Annotated in this window: 1 protein-coding gene; it reads left to right on the top strand. The window is 57.8% G+C overall.

Going from position 1 to position 1,265, the window contains the following annotated elements:
- Nucleotides 1-63: 63 nt before the first annotated feature.
- The coding region (tolB, locus tag AC3ZU9_RS31400; protein WP_490091787.1) for a Tol-Pal system beta propeller repeat protein TolB at nt 64-1,265 on the top strand (1,202 nt) is incomplete at its 3' end.

Below are 1,265 nucleotides of genomic sequence, written 5' to 3'. Positions count from 1 at the left end.
TCGTTCATTCAAGATGACATTCACACCTGAGGATCTAGCCTTGTGAGAAACCTTCTTCGAGGAATGCTTGTCGTTATTTGCTGTATGGCAGGGATAGCGGCGGCGGATGAAAAGAACATCCTGGTCACCAGCGGTAGCGATCGGGCCACTCCGATCGCCGTTGTACCGTTTGGCTGGCAGGGCGGCAGCGTGCTGCCGGACGACATGGCCCAGATCGTCAGCGACGACCTGCGCAACTCCGGCTACTACGCGCCGATTCCGAAAGGCAACATGATCAGCCAGCCGAACCAGGCCAGCGAAGTCGTGTTCCGTGACTGGAAAGCGGTGGGTGCGCAGTACCTGATGGTCGGCAACATCACGCCGGCCGGCGGTCGCCTGCAAATCCAATACACCTTGTTCAACGTGGCCACCGAGCAGCAGGTCTTGACCGGCAGCGTGTCGGGCACCGCCGAACAACTGCGGGACATGGCTCACTACATCTCGGACCAGTCGTTTGAGAAGCTCACCGGTATCAAGGGTGCTTTCTCGACGCGTCTGCTGTACGTGACCGCTGAACGTTTTTCCGTAGACAACACTCGTTACACATTGCAGCGCTCGGATTACGACGGTGCACGGGCTGTGACCTTGCTGCAATCGCGTGAGCCAATCCTGTCGCCGCGCTTTGCGCCGGACGGCAAGCGTATTGCCTATGTGTCTTTCGAGCAGCGTCGTCCGCGTATCTTCGTCCAGCACATTGATACTGGTCGTCGTGAGCAGATCACCAACTTTGAAGGCCTCAACGGTGCGCCAGCCTGGTCGCCGGATGGTTCGCGCCTGGCATTCGTGCTGTCCAAGGACGGCAACCCGGACATCTACGTGATGAACATGGCTTCGCGCCAGATCTCCCGCGTAACCAGCGGCCCGGGTATCAATACCGAACCGTTCTGGGGCAAGGATGGTTCGACCATCTACTTCACCTCTGACCGAGGCGGCAAGCCGCAGGTCTATAAGGCGAACGTGAATGGCGGTGGTGCGGAGCGTGTTACTTTTATCGGTAACTACAACGCCAACCCTAAGCTTTCGGCTGATGAAAAGACGTTGGTGATGATTCACCGTCAGGATGGTTTCACTAATTTCCGGGTTGCGGCCCAGGATTTGCAGCGCGGAACCGTAAAAATCCTCACAGATACCAACCTTGATGAGTCAGCCACTGTTGCGCCCAACGGCACCATGGTAATCTACGCCACCCGCCAGCAGGGCCGGGGAGTCTTGATGCTCGTGTCCAT

Source organism: Pseudomonas sp. A39 (assembly GCF_058145955.1).
Note: the sequence above shows the minus strand (reverse complement) of the source record. Positions and strands in the feature narration are given on the sequence as shown.